This window comes from Nostoc sp. PCC 9305 (assembly GCF_963920915.1).
Classification (GTDB): Bacteria; Cyanobacteriota; Cyanobacteriia; order Cyanobacteriales; family Nostocaceae; genus Nostoc.
The window spans coordinates 17,361-33,888 of sequence record NZ_CAWUDN010000047.1; the positions used below are offsets into that span (position 1 = coordinate 17,361).

The 16,528-nt window shown below is 43.1% G+C and carries 18 protein-coding genes and 1 pseudogene; 9 read left to right on the plus strand and 10 right to left on the minus strand.

Going from position 1 to position 16,528, the window contains the following annotated elements; genetic code table 11:
* Nucleotides 1–2 precede the first annotated feature (2 nt).
* From ACM0OX_RS18555 to mnmA, 3 genes are all read right to left on the minus strand, one after another.
* On the minus strand, nucleotides 3–596 hold the full coding sequence (locus tag ACM0OX_RS18555; RefSeq protein WP_414516537.1) for a hypothetical protein: 594 nt from the start codon (nucleotides 594–596) through the stop codon (nucleotides 3–5).
* Nucleotides 586–1,731 (minus strand): ImmA/IrrE family metallo-endopeptidase, encoded by a 1,146-nt coding sequence (locus ACM0OX_RS18560; RefSeq protein ID WP_414516538.1) that lies wholly within the window; start codon nucleotides 1,729–1,731, stop codon nucleotides 586–588. Before ACM0OX_RS18560 ends, ACM0OX_RS18555 begins: the two co-directional genes overlap by 11 nt.
* A gap of 197 nt (nucleotides 1,732–1,928) precedes the next feature.
* Nucleotides 1,929–2,984, minus strand: a complete 1,056-nt coding sequence (gene mnmA, locus ACM0OX_RS18565) for a tRNA 2-thiouridine(34) synthase MnmA (protein ID WP_414516561.1) — start codon at nucleotides 2,982–2,984, stop codon at nucleotides 1,929–1,931.
* A 485-nt stretch (nucleotides 2,985–3,469) separates the two neighbouring features.
* On the opposite strand from mnmA, the gene ACM0OX_RS18570 reads away from it, so the two are divergent.
* The 4 genes from ACM0OX_RS18570 to ACM0OX_RS18585 all read left to right on the plus strand — a co-directional run bounded on the left by ACM0OX_RS18570 (nucleotide 3,470) and on the right by ACM0OX_RS18585 (nucleotide 7,476).
* Nucleotides 3,470–4,390 (plus strand): hypothetical protein, encoded by a 921-nt coding sequence (locus ACM0OX_RS18570; RefSeq protein WP_414516539.1) that lies wholly within the window; start codon nucleotides 3,470–3,472, stop codon nucleotides 4,388–4,390.
* 148 nt (nucleotides 4,391–4,538) lie between these two features.
* Nucleotides 4,539–5,513, plus strand: coding sequence for a cysteine synthase A (locus tag ACM0OX_RS18575; RefSeq protein WP_414516540.1), 975 nt, complete (start codon nucleotides 4,539–4,541; stop codon nucleotides 5,511–5,513).
* 618 nt (nucleotides 5,514–6,131) lie between these two features.
* The gene (locus ACM0OX_RS18580) at nucleotides 6,132–6,467 is read left to right on the plus strand and encodes a (2Fe-2S) ferredoxin domain-containing protein (protein WP_414516562.1); all 336 of its coding nucleotides are present in this window, start codon (nucleotides 6,132–6,134) and stop codon (nucleotides 6,465–6,467) included.
* A 49-nt stretch (nucleotides 6,468–6,516) separates the two neighbouring features.
* Nucleotides 6,517–7,476 (plus strand): DUF5331 domain-containing protein, encoded by a 960-nt coding sequence (locus ACM0OX_RS18585; RefSeq protein WP_414516541.1) that lies wholly within the window; start codon nucleotides 6,517–6,519, stop codon nucleotides 7,474–7,476.
* A gap of 5 nt (nucleotides 7,477–7,481) precedes the next feature.
* On the opposite strand, the gene ACM0OX_RS18590 is transcribed toward ACM0OX_RS18585, so the two are convergent.
* Nucleotides 7,482–8,477 carry a YgfZ/GcvT domain-containing protein gene (locus ACM0OX_RS18590; protein ID WP_414516542.1) on the minus strand — a complete coding sequence of 332 codons (996 nt, stop codon included), beginning with the start codon at nucleotides 8,475–8,477 and terminating at the stop codon, nucleotides 7,482–7,484.
* Between the two features lie 216 nt (nucleotides 8,478–8,693).
* Here ACM0OX_RS18590 and ACM0OX_RS18595 point away from each other — a divergent pair, with 216 nt between their 5' ends.
* The 3 genes and pseudogenes from ACM0OX_RS18595 to ACM0OX_RS18605 all read left to right on the plus strand — a co-directional run bounded on the left by ACM0OX_RS18595 (nucleotide 8,694) and on the right by ACM0OX_RS18605 (nucleotide 9,582).
* Nucleotides 8,694–9,053 carry a hypothetical protein gene (locus ACM0OX_RS18595; RefSeq protein ID WP_414516543.1) on the plus strand — a complete coding sequence of 120 codons (360 nt, stop codon included), beginning with the start codon at nucleotides 8,694–8,696 and terminating at the stop codon, nucleotides 9,051–9,053.
* 238 nt (nucleotides 9,054–9,291) lie between these two features.
* Nucleotides 9,292–9,360 (plus strand): annotated as a pseudogene (locus ACM0OX_RS18600) (HNH endonuclease); the annotation flags it as partial.
* 15 nt (nucleotides 9,361–9,375) lie between these two features.
* Complete coding sequence (locus ACM0OX_RS18605; protein ID WP_414516544.1) at nucleotides 9,376–9,582, plus strand: hypothetical protein; 207 nt, start codon at nucleotides 9,376–9,378, stop codon at nucleotides 9,580–9,582.
* A gap of 59 nt (nucleotides 9,583–9,641) precedes the next feature.
* Here ACM0OX_RS18605 and ACM0OX_RS18610 read toward each other — a convergent pair whose 3' ends face one another.
* A complete protein-coding gene (locus ACM0OX_RS18610; RefSeq protein ID WP_289797387.1) occupies nucleotides 9,642–10,130 on the minus strand; it encodes a hypothetical protein in 489 nt (162 codons plus the stop codon).
* 163 nt (nucleotides 10,131–10,293) lie between these two features.
* Between ACM0OX_RS18610 and ACM0OX_RS18615 the strand changes: the two genes are divergently transcribed.
* Nucleotides 10,294–12,222: a protein kinase domain-containing protein gene (locus ACM0OX_RS18615; RefSeq protein ID WP_414516545.1), complete on the plus strand. Its 1,929-nt coding sequence runs from the start codon at nucleotides 10,294–10,296 to the stop codon at nucleotides 12,220–12,222.
* A gap of 170 nt (nucleotides 12,223–12,392) precedes the next feature.
* Here the strand turns inward: ACM0OX_RS18615 and ACM0OX_RS18620 are convergent, their stop codons facing one another.
* From ACM0OX_RS18620 to ACM0OX_RS18640, 5 genes are all read right to left on the minus strand, one after another.
* Nucleotides 12,393–13,064 carry a heterocyst differentiation related protein gene (locus tag ACM0OX_RS18620; protein WP_414516546.1) on the minus strand — a complete coding sequence of 224 codons (672 nt, stop codon included), beginning with the start codon at nucleotides 13,062–13,064 and terminating at the stop codon, nucleotides 12,393–12,395.
* A 236-nt stretch (nucleotides 13,065–13,300) separates the two neighbouring features.
* Nucleotides 13,301–14,128 carry a tryptophan synthase subunit alpha gene (gene trpA / locus ACM0OX_RS18625; protein WP_414516547.1) on the minus strand — a complete coding sequence of 276 codons (828 nt, stop codon included), beginning with the start codon at nucleotides 14,126–14,128 and terminating at the stop codon, nucleotides 13,301–13,303.
* A gap of 115 nt (nucleotides 14,129–14,243) precedes the next feature.
* On the minus strand, nucleotides 14,244–14,555 hold the full coding sequence (locus tag ACM0OX_RS18630; protein WP_094347180.1) for a DUF3007 family protein: 312 nt from the start codon (nucleotides 14,553–14,555) through the stop codon (nucleotides 14,244–14,246).
* 24 nt (nucleotides 14,556–14,579) lie between these two features.
* Nucleotides 14,580–14,792: an NAD(P)H-quinone oxidoreductase subunit L gene (gene ndhL, locus ACM0OX_RS18635; protein ID WP_181930688.1), complete on the minus strand. Its 213-nt coding sequence runs from the start codon at nucleotides 14,790–14,792 to the stop codon at nucleotides 14,580–14,582.
* A gap of 910 nt (nucleotides 14,793–15,702) precedes the next feature.
* Entirely contained in the window at nucleotides 15,703–16,092 is a 390-nt protein-coding gene (locus tag ACM0OX_RS18640; protein WP_414516548.1) for a hypothetical protein, read from the minus strand.
* A 4-nt stretch (nucleotides 16,093–16,096) separates the two neighbouring features.
* On the opposite strand from ACM0OX_RS18640, the gene ACM0OX_RS18645 reads away from it, so the two are divergent.
* Nucleotides 16,097–16,414, plus strand: coding sequence for a hypothetical protein (locus ACM0OX_RS18645; RefSeq protein ID WP_414516549.1), 318 nt, complete (start codon nucleotides 16,097–16,099; stop codon nucleotides 16,412–16,414).
* Nucleotides 16,415–16,528 lie beyond the last annotated feature (114 nt).

Consider the following 16,528-nt stretch of genomic DNA (forward strand, 5'->3'; position numbering starts at 1 on the left):
TTTCATTCGGTAATTTTAGGGCTTAAAGCTATTAATCTATATTCCAAAACTATTTTGTATGCATCTAAGAAGTGTTTTTCAAGTGGTCTATCAGATTTTTTATGCTCGCCGATTATTGTTTGCAAGTCACTATCGCTCAAATAGTTGATAAATATCAGCCAAGCTAGTAAATGAGGTGTGGTCTGTACCATTTTACTATCCATGCTCTTAGCAGCTTCTATTCTAGCTCCTCTATCGTCTGTGATAAAAGCTTGACGGGTCTTCTTTGCAAAAGCAATAGATGCAAGTTCCCCTTTATCTTTTTTCTTTCTTACCTGAAGAACTTCTACATCTTGAAGGTCTTCAATAGTTAAATGATAATATTTGAATTTTCCATTTTCGTATTCATGACGAAAACGATTTTGCAATTCTATCTCTGTCTGCTTCGGATTTTTACGTGGCTTGTATAGGCACTCATAATAAACAAAATATGTACAACAGAATTGGCATCCAGCATTGTTAGCCGTTGTATACAGAAGTTTAGAGGAAAGAATATTCCAAATAGCACAAGTATCTATAACGTTATATTTATGAAAATTTGATGGATCAATCCCCATACCTAATAGTTCTCCCGTAGATACTTGCTATTTCTGTTAATTCATATTTGCTAACTAGAAGCATTTCCGCCACTCGACCTGCTGAAATAAAACCCTGTTCATATACGTCAAAGCAAAGCCCAACATAGAAATTTGACAAACCTATTTTTAGTAGCTCTTGCCGACGTTGACGAGAACCTAATGAGAGACTTTCAGGCAGTTCTGGATCAACTTTCAAATATCTTGGAACTCTCACGGCTTTTATTTGTTTTTCAACATCTTCAGATATAAAATTGGCGCTTTTTAAGGCATTAGCTAACGCTTCTGTACTGACCTTAAGTTCACTTGCCCATTTGATAGCTTTTTCAGAAGTCCAAGCTCGAAAATCTGGAATTTTCTGGAGAAATTCTGGTGGCATTAAATAATCGGCTGCAAATTTGTTAGCTCTGACTTCAACTAAATTCTTTTTGTCTGTTTTTAAAGAAATGACAAATTCCTGATCGTCATCCAAAATCCCATGAGCCGATTCATGAGCAGCAGTAAATCTCTGCCGATAAACATCTTCACTATAGTTAACTAATATACACTTGCCTGCTATAGGATGTTTGATGAATAAACCAGAGATGTTTGAGTTACCCAACTGGCGACGAAATATATGAAACCCCAAAGATCGAAAATCTTCATAAATATTCATGGGGACTTCATTCGAGGCATACCCTAAATGTTTTCTGAGTGCATTTGCCGCTTCTTTTCCTTGTTCTCTGTAATTGTTGCCTCTCTTAATAAAGCTAAAAGGACTACAAGTATTGGTTGGAATCAGTTTCAACAAAAACTCTTCGCACTCACATAAGAATAAGAATTCTTGTACTGCCCATCGGTCTTCTTTTGAAAATTCTTCTCCATATCTTCGGAACAAAGTTTCTGTTTGATCAAACGAAGCTACTCGCTCGTTAGAAATAAAAAACTGGTAATCACACAGGTAATAGTCAGCAAATATCAAAACTTCATCACCTGTTGGTTGCCTTTCACCATTTTCCAGAGCAGACAGAATGTATTCAGGGATGCCTGTGGCTGTTGTGACATCTACAAGAGACTTTTCAAATTGCTCCCGGCATCTTCTGAGTTTGGAGCTAAACAATACAAGGTCAAAAGACATAGCACAGACAGCCTTTGATCTTTAAGTTGTAACATTCTTTACTGGATTTCTGCACGGAATAGTGCGGTAAATCATAGCACGACTATCGTAAGAGATACAAAGTCAAAGGTCAATTTCTACGCAGTATTAGCAATAAAATACCCCTCCTCGTTATGAGAAGGGGCAGTTTTGGCTTTCTGCTAAAAGGAGGGTAAGATTCAACTAAACTGCTCAATTATTCCGCCACCTAACACTTTTTCCCCGTCGTACCACACCGCCGCTTGTCCGGGAGTGATGCTGATTTGGGGTTCATCAAATACCAAACGCACACGGGAGTTTTCCAACGGAATCACTGTCACAGGTGTAGGCGTTGAACGATAGCGAATTTGCACTTCGGCATGAATTGGGGTGGATGGTTCGGCAATGGAAACCCAATTTACCCGATTTACAGTGCATTCTGGCTGAGTTACCTTAGTGCGATCGCCTACTACTACTTTATTATTTTCCGCATCTAATTCAATCACATACAACGGTTCGGCAGCCGCAATCCCCAAGCCTTTGCGCTGGCCAATGGTGTAGTGATGGACACCATCATGCTGTCCCAAAACTTTACCCGTCGCATCGACAATATCGCCTGTTTTGGGAGCTAAATATTTATCCAAAAATGCCCGCATGGAACCATTACTTTCCACTAAGCATAAGTCTTGACTTTCTGGTTTATCAGCAGTTTTCAGTCCGTATTCAGTTGCAATCCGGCGCGTGTCAGTTTTTTCTAGTTCGCCCAAAGGAAATATAGTTGCTGCAAGTAAATCTTGAGACAAATCATAAAGAAAGTATGACTGGTCTTTGTTGCGGTCAACAGCCCTTAATAATTGGTAACGTCCAGTTGCTTCGTCATAGCTAATTCGGGCATAATGACCAGTGGCAATGCGATCGCATCCCAATTCTTCACGAGCATACTGCACCATTGGCCCAAACTTCACCGTTTTATTGCACTGGGAGCAAGGCAAAGGTGTAATCCCAGCACTGTAACCAGTTACTAGGTAATCGACAATATGCGTCTGAAAGACATCCCGAATATCTACAACCTGATGGGGAACGCCCAGTTGTTCGCAGAGTTCAGCCGCGTCGATCATACCTTCAGAGCAACATTGACCTTTGCCTTTCATTAGCCAAAGAGTCAAACCAATCACTTCATAGCCCTGATGGTGCAGGATAGCTGCGGCGGTGGAACTGTCAACGCCACCAGAAAGACCAACGACGACTTTTTTCATACAAAGCACGACACGATAGCTGCGTGGTTGTCCAATTGTAGCATACACTCTTCAAAGCCTTGCTACTAAAGCGCTTCAGTTTTAAAGGCAGAAGGCAGGAGGCAGGAGGCAGAAGGCAGGTGGTCACTGAGCGTAGTCGTTCGCGCAGCGTCTTTGACAGTAGAAGTGAGGCAGTGTTTCGACTACGCTCAACAACCAAGCAGAAGGGAAGAGGGTTTGACTTATTTATTCCATCCATAACGGAAGCAAGTGCGTCCGTAAACAGCTTTCATCTAAGATTAATTACAGATGTATTTTTTGCCACGCAGATGAGCTAACTTTACGTTAACGCTATATAGTTGCTACAACGGTGAACTAATAAGTTCCTGAAGGAAATTACCTAAAAATACTGTGACTACTTTCTAACTATTATGTCGAGAGGAATATCAAGTCAATTTATCCAATTTCAAATGCTGCGCCGAAGTTCTAAGGGTTGGAAGCCTACTATGAGACTTCTCTTTTTGTTAGTGGGAGGATGGTTAGTACTGATTCCCGACTCTACCCCAGCGCAAGCACAAATTTCCAACAGCAACGTATTACTAGCTCAAGAAACTGGTGAGATTTTACCGCCACCGCCAATTCCCTTTGGTCAACAGCCATCACCGCAGTTACAACCAATTCAAGCAGAGGATTTCAATCAACCGGAAGTGAACTTTCAGCCTACCCAACCAGTACAAGAGAATCAATTGGAGCAGAATTTTCAGCCTTCCCAACCATTACAGAACAATCAATTTGAGCAGAACTTTCAGCCTTCTCAACCATTACCGAATAATCGATTTGAGCAAAATTTTCAGCCCTCTCAGCCTTCACAGTTTAGTCAATATAACCAGAACTTTGAGCGCTATTTAGTTTACGTTGATGGTAGTGATTTCCAGACACTACAAGCCATACGTCAGATTGAACCCAGTGCTTACATTCGCCAGTTCCAAGGCCGAACTGTAATTCAGTCAGGAGTTTTTAACAGAGTCGCCAACGCCCAACAACGGGTGAATGAGCTACAATCACGAGGCATATATAACGCCCGAATTATCAGCTTTGGTAACGGACAGGAAATAAATGCAGACAATGGCAACTATAACTATAGAGACGATCGCAATAATATAAATGCTAATAGGCGCTCTTCTAGATATTATGTCGCCATTCCCACCACTTCCGAACAGTTACCTGCGATCGCAGCACAAGTTAGGCAGAATTTAGGCGGATTGACACAAGATTTAGGACGATCTGGCGGAGTCCTCGAAAGGACGCAACCACGGGGCCCACACGTAGCGGTAGGGCCTTTCCCCAATCGATTCCAAGCTGAAGAATGGAACAGGTATATGCGAAAGCTCGGATACGGTAATGCTAGAGTTTACTACGGAAAGTGAATAAGTGGGGAGTTAGGAGTGAGATAGGAAGCACACCAACGGCGATCGCTCCAATGTAAGTATCATAGAATTTTAGGCAAATCAGTTGTAAATCATGCTACAGCTATAGGCCAAAATTTTTATAGAGACTCACACAAGTACAGTCAAAATGGATATAAAGAATGGCTTCGTTGGCGCTGTTGGCAATACCCCTTTAATTCGCTTAAACAGTTTTAGCGAAGAAACAGGGTGTGAAATTCTTGCGAAAGCAGAATTTCTCAATCCTGGGGGTTCCGTTAAAGACCGCGCCGCACTTTACATTATCGAAGATGCGGAAAGGAAAGGTCTACTCAAACCTGGTGGCACGGTTGTAGAAGGAACTGCTGGTAATACTGGCATTGGACTAGCACATATTTGTAACGCCAAAGGCTACAAATGTCTAATTATTATTCCCGATACCCAGTCACAAGAAAAGATAGATGCACTGACAGCACTAGGAGCAGAAGTTCGTCCCATCCCCGCCGTCCCCTACAAAGACCCGAACAACTACGTCAAGCTATCTGGTAGAGTCGCTGCTGAGTTGGAAAATGCCATTTGGGCAAATCAGTTTGATAATTTAGCCAACCGCCTCGCCCACTACGAAACCACAGGGCCGGAAATTTGGACGCAGACAGATGGTAAAATAGATGCATGGACAACTGCAACTGGTACTGGTGGTACTTATGCTGGTGTAGCATTGTACTTAAAAGAACAAAATCCAGCAATTAAATGTGTTGTAGCCGATCCGCTGGGTAGTGGACTTTATAGCTATGTCAAAACTGGCGAAATCAAGATAGAAGGAAATTCCATCACTGAAGGCATTGGGAATGGTCGTGTCACAGCCAATATGGAAGGCGCACCTGCTGATGATGCCATCCAAATCGATGACCAAGAAGCTTTGCGAGTAGTTTACCAACTGCTGAGGAAAGATGGGTTATTAATGGGCGGCTCAACAGGTATTAATGTTGGGGCAGCTGTTGCCTTAGCGAAGCAATTGGGGCCAGGACATACCATCGTCACCATCTTGTGTGATAGTGGTTCCCGGTATCAGTCGCGGATATTCAACCCGGAATGGCTAGCCTCAAAAGGACTTTCAATAGATTAGTCATTGGTCATTGGTCATTAGTCATTAGTTATTATTCACTTGTACTTAACGTAGTCGTAAAGCCTGCGGCATAGCTACGCTTCGGGCGCAGCCTCTCCAAGAGTTTATTGGTCATTCTGACTTTTCGCATTATGTGGAAAAGTCCACCAAAAACCTAACCCCCTAACCCCCTTCCCGACGCAGGAAGGGGGAAAATTCAAAGTCTCTCTCCTAAAAGGAGCTACGGTGTACACACATCTTTGTATAAAACCAAAATCGTTGAAGATCCCCCTAAATCCCCCTTAAAAGGGGGACTTTGACTCTAGTTCCCAATACGGTTCAGTTAAGCATTTTTTTCCTCTCTCTGTTCCCTCTGTGCCTCTGCGGTTCGTTAAAAAAATTGACTTTAATAAAGAGTTTTAGCCTTAACTGAACCGTATTGCTCTAGTTCCCCCTTTTTTAAGGGGGGTTAGGGGGGATCTAAACGCTGTGAGGCAACTCTCAAAGACTTGTGTGTACACCGTAGCTCCTTTTAGGAGAGAGAAATAGAAGTGAGGTTTTCCAGATGCCGTGAAAAGTCAGATTGGTCATTAGCTTCCGACTTTTGACAAATGACAAATGACAAATGACAAAGAACAAATGACCAACATTACTCAACCATCAGACTTCCCGATAATAGAGCAACACTCTTCTAAATGTGTGCGAGTCTGTCAAAATCGTACTTGTAAAAAGCAAGGTGCAGTCAAGGTTTTAGCAGCTTTTACAGCTTTGCCAATCCCTGGTGTAACTGTAACGGCTAGCAGCTGTTTAGGACAATGTGGCAATGGGCCGATGGTGCTGATATTACCGGATATGGTTTGGTATAGCGGGGTTCAACCGGATGAAGTATCTCTACTGATAGAAAATCATTTGCTAGGTGGTGAAAGAGTCAAACAGATGCTCTATTATCGGTTTCATCCCCAGAAATCAAGCTAAATTTTTAATATCAAGGTCTGCAATCTTGTTGACTGAAGTGAGGCATCCAATGAATATCCAGCAGCTGCGTCAATCCTTAAAACAAAAGTGGCTTATTTACTACAAGCAAAATATTTCCTGGCTGGTCAAAATGCGAATTTGGGCCACTTACGATGGTCTGCGCCGTCCTTTATCCGGTTTTATTTTGGCAACACTGTCTGTTTTAGAACCCCAGTTTGATGAAATACTTTCTTTTATGGTGGATCTGAATAACGATCCAGATAAAATAGTCGCTGCATTAGGTCTTAACTTCAATCCTGATGAAGAGTTACGTTTAATCAAATCAGACCATTCTATAACTACCAGTCAAGTTGAAAACGAGTTGCCAGATGAGAAGTATTCTGAGGATAAACATCTGTCATCGGTTGAAACTGCTACCAAGATTGCGCCTAATTCTCTCGCCAAAACTCTAGACTACAACTTGCCACGCGCCGATCGAGTTGTCCGATCATTTACAGCTACTGCTGAGGTAAGTCGCACACGCGAACCTGAGTTGGTAGTAGCAGCAACTAAAATTGCTCCTGATACTCCGGTAAAAACACCATCCTCCGGTTTGCTAAGGGAATATCAACTAGTACGTTGGCACTCTGGTCAGTTACCTTCAGGAGCATCGGCGACAATGACCAGTCAGGTTAACAACAAAGCCAAAACTATGCCATCTGTAGCATTAGCTACCGAAGTTAAGAGCAACGCGCCATCTAGCCGAATCCCTGTGGGTGCATCGTTGGCAGTTACCAGTGAGATTTCTAGTAACGGCAAACCAGTGCGATCGCCCCTTGGGCGGCTCCCTTCAGGAGCATCGCTAGCAATTACTACTGAGGTTAAAAGTAACGTCAAAGATCCGAATATTCAACCACAAGAAGTTAAGAGCAAAGTGAATTTACCAACTACAAATGCGCGTAGTATAGCTTCTTGGGTAGATGAATTTTGTTACGGCGCTAGGGAGAAAGAGAAAGATATTTTGATTTGAATTACTTACGGATATTCGTGAGAAACAAACGGGATTTCTATGACTTCACCCTCAGTTTCTCCCACTTTGACTTTTAAGCCTACGCCACCAGCTTTGGTGCGAATGTAACCTAGTCCAAAGTAACCATCAGCGGTTTGGGTGTAACTAGTAAGTTTGCCGACCTTTTCATCTCCAACTGCGATCGCACTTCCAACTTCCACAGGGGCACTGAGGCGGATACCCAAAAGGTGTTGTTTTACACCTTTATATGTGTTTAACCGAGCAATAGTTTCTTGCCCAATATAGCAACCTTTAGTAAAAGAAATTGTTTGCCACAAACCAACTTCCAGAGGATTGTAATCATCTGTGAGTTCCGCATCTGGCGCAGGACGACCTTGTAAAATTCGCAAAGCATCCCAGGCGCGATCGCTCATCTCTACTGCCCCAACTTCTAACAATTTGTTCCACACCGTTTCTTTGTCAGTATAGGGGAAAGTGAAGGTGTATCCGGGCGCGGCTAACCCGCTACCCACAGCAATTCGCACGCCCTCAGCCGGAGCGATCGTGTATACTTTATGACTAGCGTAAGGTTGCCCGATGAGTTCGCCAATACCCAACTTTTCTAAAACAGCGTCACTTCCTGGGCCAATCAGGCTGAAGGTGTTGGTGTATTGGGTAATATCAGATAATTCCACCTTGTCGGCATAGAAAATATATTTATCCAGCCATTCCATGAGATATTGGCGGCGGTTGGGTGAAACTAGCAAGATTACCGCATCTTCTCTAACGTAGGCGGTTACTAAATCAATTGTTCTAGCTGTGGAAGTGACAAAAACCGTATCGCAGCCTTGTCCTGGTTTGAGTATTTGGAAATTGTTAGTACTTTGGTTGTGTAAAAAATTGAGGCGATCGTCGCCAGCTACTTTGATGCGCCCCCAGGCGGTGCGATCGCATATTGCAACCCCAACTCTGGCAGCTTCGATAGCTGCTGCGTCTTTATCGTCAAGTGTAGATGTTGGCATGGTGATGAGAAGTTGCCCTGTTTCAATGTTGTCGCACTGGAAATCTTAGCAAATAAGCGTTTGTGGCTTCAATGCATCTCTGGTTTTCTTGTATAGTAAACTAGGAAATATGCTTGCAGTAACTAGTTATACACGATACTTATAAAATTAAACCAATAGATTGATTTGTAGCTAGACTTATAGCTAATAGATTGATTTAAAAAACAACAGAGCTAGATGATGCAAATCACTGTTGAGGTATCTGAGGAGCTAGGACAGCAATTACAGCAGTTCCAAGACCGTTTACAAGAGATAGTAGAACGCGGTTTCCAAGAGTTATTGAACGAACAGTCTGGCAATTTTATCGACGAGAAAGAGATTATTGGATTGTTAGCTAGTCAGCCTACATCAGAACAAATTCTGGCAATCCGACCCTCACCCGAATTCCAAAGTCGTGTAAGTGATTTACTAGCACAAAGTAAAGCAGGAACACTTTCAGCGAAGGGTGAAGCTGAACTAGAACGCTATCTGACTATAGAACATCTTGTGCGTATGGCAAAAGCTCATGTCTTCGAGCAATTACGCCAAAATCCATGACTTATGTATCAGCCCAGTTGCGGAAACTCGTAATTGAACGAGCGAACCAAAGGTGTGAGTACTGCTTATTTCCTCAGAGTGCTGCACTATTTAGTTTTGAGATGGAACATATTAGACTTCTTGCAAAAGTCGGGGTAAAGGGGAAGGGGAAAAGGGGAAAAAAACTCAAAATCCTTTCCCTTTAACCTTTTCCCTTTTCCCTAAGAGTGCAAAAATATATTTTTGCAAGAGGTCTATTATTGCTGAAAAACATCGTGGCACTACTGAAGCAGAGAATCTAGCTCTCGCCTGTCCATACTGTAATCGTGCAAAGGGTACTGATTTGGGGTCAATCGATCCTGAAACAGGGAAACTAACACCCTTTTTCAATCCAAGGACTCAAAAATGGAGCGATCACTTTCAGATGAATGGAGCAGAGATTGCATCATTGACAGCAGAAGGGCGAGTAACTGTTGCAATTCTCCAATTCAATCAATCAGAGCGCTTAGAAGAACGGGACAGGTTGATTTTAGCAGGTCAGTATTCTTAAGTTTACTAAGAGTGCGATCGCCTGTAATAAAGTCGCAGATGCGATCGCACGTAATTCTCTCAACTCTCTGGTAATTTAGCAAACGCCTGCTCAACCAACTCCTTTGACTTAGCATCCAAACGCAGCCAATCCACTTCACCGAATTCATCGATTAAACTAGTATCAATATCAGCAACTTCCTTCTGTGGTGTGTATGCAAGAAAACACACTTCATAACACAGTTCCCACAAATCGATACTCGCTTCTTGCTGTTGACGCTGCAAACGTAGATGATATCCTGGATGGGGCATCGGCAGACGAGCCAGAGTTCCTCTGATTTCATCTGCTTCTTGGGGTGTTGCAGTTTCCATTGCTTGCAACAGTTCAGTCACCAATGCTTTGATTTCATCAGTGGTGCTAGGCGGCCAAATCAAGACATCGTGGTAAGTTCCTGTCCAGGAAGATTCATCAAGCTGCTTGCGGATATTGTCGATAACGCGAATGAAAGCAGGTTGCATGAGGATTTCAGCCTGCTGCCATGCAACTGGATTTGTTATTTTAGGTGGCATTGGTAATAAACAGGGGCACTAAAAGAAAAATAAACAGTCTGCGTTTATTAAAAAGCTGCGTTTTTAATCTAAATCTTTTCTCAAGATAGCGGATTTCATTGAAGAAAATTTGGAGATATTTATTACCAGCTGGAAAATTAGGTAATAACTCTGGGGAGGGAATATGATAGGCAAGCTACTAGACCATCGTTACCAAGTAATTCGAGTCCTCGCGATGGGAGGATTTGGTCAAACCTACATTGCCCAAGATACTAGGCGGCCCGGCAATCCCATTTGCGTTGTCAAGCACCTTAAACCCGGAACTGACTCCAGAGTTTTTGATACTGCTAAACGCCTGTTCAGCAGCGAAGCCGAAACTTTAGAAAAATTGGGCAACCATGACCAAATACCGAGGCTGCTAGCGTATTTTGACGAAAACCAAGAATTTTATTTAGTACAAGAATATATTGAAGGACATACGCTAGCTGAGGAACTTATACCTGGTAAGCGCTGGAGTGAAAGTCAAGTAGTTCAACTGTTGCAGGAAGTTCTGGAGATTCTGGAATTTGTCCATCGCCAAGGCGTGATTCACCGCGATATCAAACCGGATAATATCATCCGTCGTGCCTCAGATAATAAGTTAGTTTTAGTTGATTTTGGGGCAGTGAAGCAACTGCGTACACAACTGATAACAGTGGGCGGACAAGCCTCTGCCACAGTGGTTATCGGCACTCCTGGCTATATGCCCACAGAACAAGGGCAAGGTAAACCCCGTCCCAATAGCGATATCTATTCCCTTGGCATCATCGCCATTCAGGCATTAACAGGATTACAGCCAACAGAATTGCAAGAAGATCCAGAAACGGGGGAAGTTATTTGGCGGCATTCAGTAACCGTGAACCATCGACTGGCGGCAGTGTTGTCCAAAATGGTGCGTTATCACTTCAAAGACCGCTACCAAAACGCCACGGAAGCACTGCAAGCATGTAAAGACGCGATTAATCCAGTACCTGCACTTTCCATTCCTCAAGAAGTCGCCAACAATTCCAGTTACCAAGCAGCCAAATCCCAGCCTCAAGTATCTCGGCTGCAAACTATTGCATTTGCACCAGCAAATCCTATCCCTGCTAAACCTGCGCGTAAAGACTCTAGTAAATCCGACCCCTGGCCGATATTAATTGGCATATTACTGGCGGGTGGTGCGGCTGCCTTGGTAGCAAATGTATATCCAAATGTGAAAAATTTAGCTTTAAATCTTACAGGTAAGGATACCGCCTTAGCAAATAAATGCTCGGCTGTTGTCGTCGGAAATTCTAATATCCGTTCTGAACCTAGTTCGATAAATTCTAATAATATTGTGCAAACAGTTGGTGATAATACTAGTTTCGAGGTGACTGGCAAACGGACAAAAGCAGGTTGGATAGAAGTTAAACTTAAATCTGGTCGTTTGGCTTGGGCACACCCGACCGTGATAACCAATAATCAAGAATGGGCTTCTTGCCTACGTGACAAAGGTGTTGCAACTAGGATTGTAGATGATAGTAGCTTGATTGCGACTCGAACAATTTCTCAGCCAAAACCAAAATCTAAGGATGTAGTCACTCCATTATCAGAAAAGCCGAAGGGGTCAACTTCCGACGCTGAGAAATCACAAAGATCGCAGCCTAATGATAACAGTGCCAATATTGTAGAGCAAGCAAAAAAGAAGTACGATTCAGGAGATATAATTGGTGCGATCGCACTTTTAAGATCGGTTCCGGCAAATGCTGCTTCTGGTATCCAAGAGACGGGCAAAATGATTGCCCAGTGGCAAGAAGATTGGGCAAAGGCAGAGGCGTTATCTAATGAGATAAATAAAGCAATAGATGATGGGAAATGGGATAAAGTTTTAGATTATAGAAACCATCCAGAAAAGTTGCCTAATACTCAATATTGGCGAAATAGAATAGAACCATTATTTAAAAAAGCAGCCGAAAATCTCGCAAAACAGACACTAACTCAGCTAGAAAATCAAGGTAAGCAGAAAAATACCCAACAGAAACTTCCCGATACGAACCAACCTGAAACCACACAGAGTCCCAACACCACAGAAACTCCTAAAAGCAGCTTTTAACAGTTATCAGTAAACACAGTTATTCCTTGTTTCCAGCTTCTTCTGACTGGGAATGACTAAAGGAGGGCTGTCGCCTCTCGGATTCGCAACATTCGCTCAATAAATCTCGTTTCCAGGTATAACTTGGAAACGAGATTTTAAATAGGTATTTATCTGTGGTTTTATTTTCCCTATCCGTGCATTTCGTCGTATTCTTGGGCTTCAACTCGTCTTGCTTCCATCCGCGAAGCAGGTAGAAACTCAGCACGACGGACTGGAACCAAGGGCGGCGTATTTCCTTGGTAAGGGTGAATAACTTGTACAGTACGGGCTGGACGCTGCCGTGGTGAGAACAAAGCCAATACCCCAGCGACAACAACACCACCACCAATAGTCAGAGTTGCGCCTCCAACGGCCCAAAGCACGGGTGAAGACCACCAATTATTTTGCGGTTGGAATGTTGCTGCTGTTTTTGGTTGGTTATTCTGCTGGGCTAATTGCCACTGCTGCTGAGTATTGAAATTTTGGACTTGGCCCTGGAGTTGTTGATTTTGCAACTTTAGCTGTTCATTGTCGTTTTTTAAACGCTCCAGTTGCATCTGCGTGTTCAGCTTCTCCATCTCTAGGCGCTGGTCATTATTAGTACCAGTCGGTGGCTGAACCTGACCGGGATACACTGGTTGCGGCGCATAAGGGTTGTAAGGAGAATACATTTGTGCTGGCATTCCCGGTGCTACAGCACCTGGGATTTGCGGAGCAACAGCGAAGTTAGATTGCAGAGGGGTATTTGTGCCTTTGAGCAATACGAGAGCCGCCAGCCCAGCTACGGCAACCCCGCCGATAAACGCCATACTCTCACTCATCGCCTTTGCTCCTCGATTGCGACGTAACTATAATCATTTGTGACTGACTCACTCTCACACTCATAAATTATGCCTACTTAATTTCACATAATACTCAAACTATAAGCGACTCTATCAGCTAGTTTTTTTACATCATCATATCTGATGTTAATATTCAAGACCATAATGGTCAAATTGTCTACCAAACAAGGATAGAAAAACTACACTGTTATACTTTTTTAATCTACTTTCTCCGTCTAATCAAGAGGAGTATTTGTGCTGGTGTTGGTCGTCTTGATGGCTGCCTTAAGACTTTGACAAAATTGGGCGATCGCATTTAGTCCCTGCTCTGGTGTCCCTTCTGCTAACCGTTTGACAACAGCACTACCCACGATCGCACCATCTGCGCCCCATTCCCTTACCTGTCGGGCTTGTGCAGCTTCAGATATTCCAAAGCCGACTGCAATGGGTTTATCAGTAACACTACGAATTTGTTTGAGTAAATCGGACACGCGGTTTTCCAGTTGCGATCGCACCCCTGTAACCCCAGTAACGCTGACTAAATAAATAAATCCTTGGGAAGAACGAGCGATCGCTTCGATCCGTTCAGCAGAACTGGTGGGAGCAACCAATAAGATTACGTCAATTCCCATCTCACTAGATGCTTGGAGCAATCCTGCTGCTTCCTCTAAGGGCAAATCAGGTATTACCAATCCTGCAACCCCAGCCGCAGCAATTTGCTGAAGAAATTTTTCAATTCCCCGGTGCAAAATTGAGTTGTAATAGATTAATAGAATAATGGGCGATCGCAATTTGGGAGTAATCCCTTGCAGCATTTCTAGCACCTGCTCCAATTTCGTACCCTTTTGCAAGGCACGAGTAGCAGCAGCTTGAATGACTGGCCCATCAGCCAGAGGATCGGAGTATGGTATACCCACTTCAATAATGTCGGCTCCATTACGATCTAGAACCTGCAAGGCTTTTGCTGTTGTTTCTAAATCTGGATCGCCAGCAGTGATAAACGGAATCAGAGCGCACTCACGATTGTGCCCAAGGGTTTTAAAGCAATCAGAAATCGCAGTCATTTAGTAAAGTTGTCAATAGTCAGTGGTCATTGGTCAGTGGTAATTGGTAATTGGTCATTAGTAAAAGACAAATGACTAATGACAAAGGACAAATAACAACTGACCAATGATAACTTTACACCTGAGATTGCTCTTCTTGTTCTATTTCGGCTTGAATTCGTGCTAGTTCTTCGGGAGTAAGCTCGTCTAGCCGCTTTTGCAAAAAGTCTTGCTCATACTGTTCCCGCTGTTGGTGGTAGGTCATTTTTTGTCCCACCGCACGGAAAAAATAGGTGGCTAACCAGCCAACTAAGGCACTGACTAGCAAGACTTGGCTCCATATACCAGCTTTTTGATTATCCAAACCGACTAGCTGCAATCCTAAGTATGCCAAGCCACCGGCAATAAAAACACCCAAGCCAATTCCAATCGCGTCAATCCGTCGCATGAGAGTTATGACCTACCAATCTCGTTAAACTTGAACTTGTCGCCGTTGGGGTCGGAAATTTACAAACGGCGATAGAACCAACAGACCCGGAAAGAAGAAAAACACCAAAAAGTACATAAAGACACGCTCAATGGAGCTAGCTACATACCAACGCTGCTTCAGGTACAGCAAAACAGCAATGGGGATTACCAGAAGGTAAGCTCCAGCCAGAATCAGATATAGCAGGGCGACAATCATAACTTTCAAGTCTTAAGCATCTGTTTTCCATCATAGGCTGAAGAGACGGACTCAGAGAAGTATAGTCATAATGCTTTCAACATAACTGCGCCAGAATTCCTCGAAATCGCTAATAGGGAGGCGAAAGCACAGCTTTGGCAGGCTGGAGTAATTTTATAATGGGCGATTCAACGGATTGCGTGACAAAAGCTAATATCATGCTATTATGTGAATCCACTAGCAAACAAATGCTCTAGTCAAACAAGATCGAAAACTTATCCAGATTATTACGAAAAAACTAAGAAGACTTCCAAATCTCTGAAGCGATCGCAAAATCTGGAAAAAATATTTTCAATCTAGTTGGACAAAAGACACAATTGATGGTGGAATAGATAAGGAGGTATTTGCTACCTCTAAAAAATAACTAGTTACACTAGTTGCCAAACACCTTTTGGGGGTGTGGCGGAATGGTAGACGCTACGGACTTAAATAATTGAGCCTTGAAGGAGAAATCCCTCAAGTGGAAGCTCTCAAACTCAGGGAAACCTAAATCTGGTGACAGACATGGCAATCCTGAGCCAAGCCGAAGAAAGTCCTGAGTCATGAGTGTTGAGTGCTGAGTAAATTTAAAACTCTTAACTCCTAACTCTTAACTCATAACTGTTCGGAAGGTGCAGAGACCCGACGGGAGCTACCCTAACGTTAAGTCGAGGGTAAAGGGAGAGTCCAATTCTCAAAATCTGAGTTGGCTATTGTCATCAGGTAGCAGTGAAAACTGCGGGAGAATGAAAATCCGTTGACCGTAAAAGGTCGTGTGGGTTCAAGTCCCTCCACCCCCACTAAAAATTTAAAATACCGAAAAGCTTCGTGTGACTTTAACCATAACTTTGCCGTTGCGGCAAGCTTATGCTTCCAATAAAGGGTGGCAATGTTATGGTTCCAAAGAAATTTCTTTTCGCGCTGCCCTTAAAGCAGCGCGAACTTTTTTGTCGCGAAAACATCCTGGTTTAGCCAACAGCCTTGAAATTGCTGCCTCACTAAGATAAATAGCTTCAGTGTGAACTTGCCCAACAGCTTGTTTTACCTCCTCGCAACAGTGTTCGATTCGTTTGACGCGAGATTCTTTCATATACTTAATGTACTTGCCTGAAATCGCTCGACATAGCTCTGGGAAATGCCTATAAAGAACTCGCTTAGGATATCCAAGGCGTTTCGCCACTGCTGTCATCGGTAGCGGTTGTTCATTCGCTTGAAGCACATTTTCAAGTAATTGTTGAGTGCGATCGCTATCAAACACAGGGGTAGAATAGGGTAATTCCACTTCGTTGTTAGTTGAAAATTCAGTTTCGGGTGTAGAAATCAAAGCAGTTTATGAAGGTGAAGGTTCCGCCGCTCTCGCCCCGAATTCGGAAAAATGGTCAAGTGAATTAATTGCTGCTCGGTCAAAAGCACGTACTGGAAAACTCGAAAGGCTCAAAATGGCAGGTATTTTAAGAGAAAACCCAGGATTCGAGTACTTGCTCTCGTCTTGGAATGACGATCCGGCTTTGCAAATTGTGATTAAAAAACTATTGGCGAAGTTTCCGCAGTGGGGGATTGCGATTGTGGATGGGGTGTTAGTTGATTGGGAGGAGTCGCAATAAGTGAATAATTGTATATTTAGCTACAGTATCGCTTATTAGGTAAAGTAGGAAAAGTGGGAAAAGTAGGTTTAGTAGGATCTTTTGTACTAACCCTTGACTATCTTGTTGATAAGC

Bases quoted from the DNA above. Each gene is read 5' to 3' on its own strand.
- ACM0OX_RS18555 (WP_414516537.1), bottom strand. From the start codon at position 596: ATGGGGATTGATCCATCAAATTTTCATAAATATAACGTTATAGATACT.
- ACM0OX_RS18560 (WP_414516538.1), bottom strand. From the start codon at position 1,731: ATGTCTTTTGACCTTGTATTGTTTAGCTCCAAACTCAGAAGATGCCGG.
- mnmA (WP_414516561.1), bottom strand. From the start codon at position 2,984: ATGAAAAAAGTCGTCGTTGGTCTTTCTGGTGGCGTTGACAGTTCCACC.
- ACM0OX_RS18570 (WP_414516539.1), top strand. From the start codon at position 3,470: ATGAGACTTCTCTTTTTGTTAGTGGGAGGATGGTTAGTACTGATTCCC.
- ACM0OX_RS18575 (WP_414516540.1), top strand. From the start codon at position 4,539: ATGGATATAAAGAATGGCTTCGTTGGCGCTGTTGGCAATACCCCTTTA.
- ACM0OX_RS18580 (WP_414516562.1), top strand. From the start codon at position 6,132: ATGACCAACATTACTCAACCATCAGACTTCCCGATAATAGAGCAACAC.
- ACM0OX_RS18585 (WP_414516541.1), top strand. From the start codon at position 6,517: ATGAATATCCAGCAGCTGCGTCAATCCTTAAAACAAAAGTGGCTTATT.
- ACM0OX_RS18590 (WP_414516542.1), bottom strand. From the start codon at position 8,477: ATGCCAACATCTACACTTGACGATAAAGACGCAGCAGCTATCGAAGCT.
- ACM0OX_RS18595 (WP_414516543.1), top strand. From the start codon at position 8,694: ATGATGCAAATCACTGTTGAGGTATCTGAGGAGCTAGGACAGCAATTA.
- ACM0OX_RS18610 (WP_289797387.1), bottom strand. From the start codon at position 10,130: ATGCCACCTAAAATAACAAATCCAGTTGCATGGCAGCAGGCTGAAATC.
- ACM0OX_RS18615 (WP_414516545.1), top strand. From the start codon at position 10,294: ATGATAGGCAAGCTACTAGACCATCGTTACCAAGTAATTCGAGTCCTC.
- ACM0OX_RS18620 (WP_414516546.1), bottom strand. From the start codon at position 13,064: ATGAGTGAGAGTATGGCGTTTATCGGCGGGGTTGCCGTAGCTGGGCTG.
- trpA (WP_414516547.1), bottom strand. From the start codon at position 14,128: ATGACTGCGATTTCTGATTGCTTTAAAACCCTTGGGCACAATCGTGAG.
- ACM0OX_RS18630 (WP_094347180.1), bottom strand. From the start codon at position 14,555: ATGCGACGGATTGACGCGATTGGAATTGGCTTGGGTGTTTTTATTGCC.
- ndhL (WP_181930688.1), bottom strand. From the start codon at position 14,792: ATGATTGTCGCCCTGCTATATCTGATTCTGGCTGGAGCTTACCTTCTG.